The following is a 3,156-nucleotide window of genomic DNA, read 5'->3' as shown; positions in this document are numbered from 1 at the left end:
ATTGAGGGAATGAATACCAAAATAAAGCTTATTAAAAGAATGAGTTATGGATTTACCAATTTTCAACATCTTCGACTTAAGCTGTTTGCTTGCTTTAATTCATAACAAAAATTAACACACGAAAACCAGAAGAGCCTTATCCCTATTCTTCTTCCTTCCACACAAAAACCAGAAGAGCCCCAACCGAAGAACCTCACTGATTACTGTTTACTGATAACTGAAAAGTCTTCATAATTCCCAAAAAAAAACAACCCGCGGCAGTTAAACGCGAGTTATTTTTGGCTAAAATCGGATAATTACTGAACAGTAATCGTTCCGACCATACCGGCACCGCGATGGGGTTCGCAGTAGTAAGTGTAAGTACCCGGTTCGCTGAAAGTGCTTTCAAAGGACTCACCGGCGGAAAAAGCCAGACCTTTATGGGATAATTTAGCAGCCTGGGCTTCGGGAACTTTGGTGCTATCGAAAACTATGTTATGGGGAGAAAGTTTGTTATTGACCCATTTCACCGTATCTCCTGCTTTAATAGTGAGGGTGGGGGGATCAAATTGTAGTGTACCTGCATCACCGCCCATCTTCACCGTGAAGGTTTCGGCGGAAGCGGCGGCAGTGTTGAAGAAGAAGCTAGAGAGGACTAGCGCCACGGTAGCGAACAATAAACCTAATTTTTTCATGCTTGTTAATCCTTTACACGAGGGAAGATGACAAGTTTGACAGCCTGTCTTTTGACAAAAAAGTAAAAGTTTGCTTTTAACTGTCCTATGAATTAATTCTACACCAAGTTTGACAGCTTGTCTTTTGACAAGAAAACCGTTTTTTTCTGACGATGGTTGGGGAATTTCTTAAGAAATAGAGGAGAACCAATCGTGAAAAGACTATTAATTTCCCTGTGCTTGCTCTTGGCTGTGGTTACTTTCGGTATGGCTCGTCCGGCTTTAGCTGATGGGGCTTCGATTTTCAGTGCTAACTGCGCTTCCTGCCACATGGGCGGTAAAAACGTGGTTAATGCCGCTAAAACCCTGAAAAAAGAAGATTTAGTTAAATACGGCAAAGATTCCGTTGAAGCTATCGTTACCCAAGTTACCAAAGGTATGGGGGCGATGCCTGCTTTCGGTGGTCGTCTCAGCGCTGAAGATATCGAAGCTGTAGCTAACTATGTCCTCGCTCAAGCGGAAAAAGGCTGGTAAAAATTAGTTATCGGTGGCGAGTTATCCGTTGTCAGTCTGGTAAGAATTGTAGCGATCGAAATTCTTGGGACATTTGCCGGCTTAAAATAGCTAATGGTTCATCTCGGGACAAGGTTGTGAAATTGCGATCGTTTTTCTATATTTTAGGTGCGACGGTAATCATTCTCCTAGGAGTCGCTACAGCCAGTTTTGCTTGGATTCTCGCCGATAGTCCTCTGTCTTTGCTCAAAGGTGGGGTGCTGCGGGAACCGGCGGCGGCGATTTTTGTGCCGAAACAGGCCCCGGTTATGGTATCCTTGCTGGTCAATCCCGAACGTTTAGAGTCTTTTGGTCAATTAATCGCTACACCGGCTAATCGACGACGTTCCCACCAACAAATTAAGGATTTAGAAAAAAGTCTGCTCGGCAAAACGGGGTTAAATTATCAAAAGGAAATCAAACCCTGGTTAGGGGAGGAAATTACCCTCGCTGTTACTTCCCTAGATTTCGATCGCGATACCGATAATGGTATCCAACCGGGTTATCTTTTGGCAATTCAAAGTAAAGATGGTGAACGCGCTAAGGAATTTCTGCAAGCTTCCTACTCAAAACAGGCGGTTTCGGGCAAATTTGACCTCGTTTTTGAACTCTACAAGGGAGTTAACCTGATTTATCAACGTCCCTTGACCGCAGGAGATAATAATCGTTTTCTCGCTAGTGCCGTGGTGGGTGATACGGTGCTTTTTGCCAATAATATCAAGGTTTTGCGCGAGGCACTTAATAACGTGCAAGTACCGGATTTAAACCTAAAAAATAGCCCTGATTACCGAGAAGCTCTCAAAAATATCACCGAACCGCATATAGCTATAGTTTACGGCAATTTACCCCCGTTATCGGCTTGGATCGCTAATCAACCCGTCCCGGAGAGTCCCGAAGCAAAACAACGATTAGCCACGGCTTTTTCCCTCAAATCCGGGGGAATAGTCGCTCAAACCGCCTTAATTGGAGTCTTAGGACAGGATGACCAAGCACCAATTTTATCTAGTCCCGTGGGAGCATTATCTTTTATCGGCGAAAATAGCCTTTTAGTCGCCGCTAGTCGCGATTTAAATCGTTTTTGGACTCAGGTAGAGGAGGGTTTAGAAGCAGATAGTCCCCTACAGGAATTAATAACACAGGTCTTAAACCGCTTCCAGTCGCCTTTAGGTTTAAATTTGCCTGAAGACGTTTTTAGCTGGGTTAGAGGCGAATATAGTCTCGCTCTCGTGCCTAATTCAAAGGGGATGGAACCCGATAGTGTTTTTGTAGGGGAACGGGTGATGGGGGTAGAGGTGGACAGTGCGATCGAGCATTTGGATGAGTTGGCCCGCAGTCGCGGCTATAATGTGGTTAATCTGCCTTTACTCGATCGAACGGTGACAGCTTGGACAAAGTTAACCACGGCGGTCCCGGGAGGAAAAGCGCAACTAGAGACGCTCGTGACGGGAGTGCATACTAGGGTCGATAATTATGAAATTATCGCTAGTTCTGTGGAAGCGATGGGTTTAGCTTTATCTGCACAGAAAAACCCCATTTTAAGTAGTGGTAAGTTTCGACAGGCAATTACTGCTTTACCCGCAGAAAATGATGGTTATTTTTACGTCGATTGGCGACAATTGCAACCGGTAATCGAGGCAAAATTCCCGATCGTGCGGGTGTTAGAATTGTCGATTAAGCCTTTATTTAATAATCTACGTTCTCTTACTATTAGCAGCCAAGGCAGTGAAAATTCTGTGCGTCGGGGAACGATTTTCTTTAACTTGGGAGTGAAGTCTTAATCAGTTATCAGTTAAGTAGTCGTGCAAAATTAATGGCTCTTCTAGGTTCTGTGTGAGCATGGTATAATAGTAACACAGAACAGGAGGTGGGTTATGTGGATAAATTTTGATCAACTCCTCGATTTACCAAATGTAACAGTGGTCAATTATCAAAAAATTGATGAGACAATTTT

General features: G+C 43.9%; 4 protein-coding genes. 3 read left to right on the top strand and 1 reads right to left on the bottom strand.

The window, feature by feature from the left end; all coding sequences use genetic code 11:
• Nucleotides 1–105: transposase (locus tag IM485_RS01785; RefSeq protein ID WP_287638279.1), on the top strand; the 105-nt coding region annotated here is incomplete at its 5' end.
• A gap of 191 nt (nt 106–296) precedes the next feature.
• Here the strand turns inward: IM485_RS01785 and petE are convergent.
• Nucleotides 297–674, bottom strand: a complete 378-nt coding sequence (petE, locus tag IM485_RS01780; protein ID WP_008203920.1) for a plastocyanin — start codon at nt 672–674, stop codon at nt 297–299.
• A gap of 192 nt (nt 675–866) precedes the next feature.
• Between petE and petJ the strand changes: the two genes are divergently transcribed.
• Complete coding sequence (petJ, locus tag IM485_RS01775; protein WP_002732729.1) at nt 867–1,187, top strand: cytochrome c6 PetJ; 321 nt, start codon at nt 867–869, stop codon at nt 1,185–1,187.
• 116 nt (nt 1,188–1,303) lie between these two features.
• Complete coding sequence (locus IM485_RS01770; protein ID WP_104398418.1) at nt 1,304–2,983, top strand: DUF3352 domain-containing protein; 1,680 nt, start codon at nt 1,304–1,306, stop codon at nt 2,981–2,983.
• Nucleotides 2,984–3,156 lie beyond the last annotated feature (173 nt).

It is taken from the genome of Microcystis sp. M169S2, from assembly GCF_020245865.1.
In the GTDB taxonomy this organism is placed as follows: Bacteria; Cyanobacteriota; Cyanobacteriia; order Cyanobacteriales; family Microcystaceae; genus Microcystis; species Microcystis ichthyoblabe_A.
This window is presented reverse-complemented; position numbering and strand designations above follow the sequence as displayed.

Excerpts from the sequence above, each read along its gene's own strand:
- petE (WP_008203920.1), bottom strand. The coding sequence starts at position 674 with ATGAAAAAATTAGGTTTATTGTTCGCTACCGTGGCGCTAGTCCTCTCT.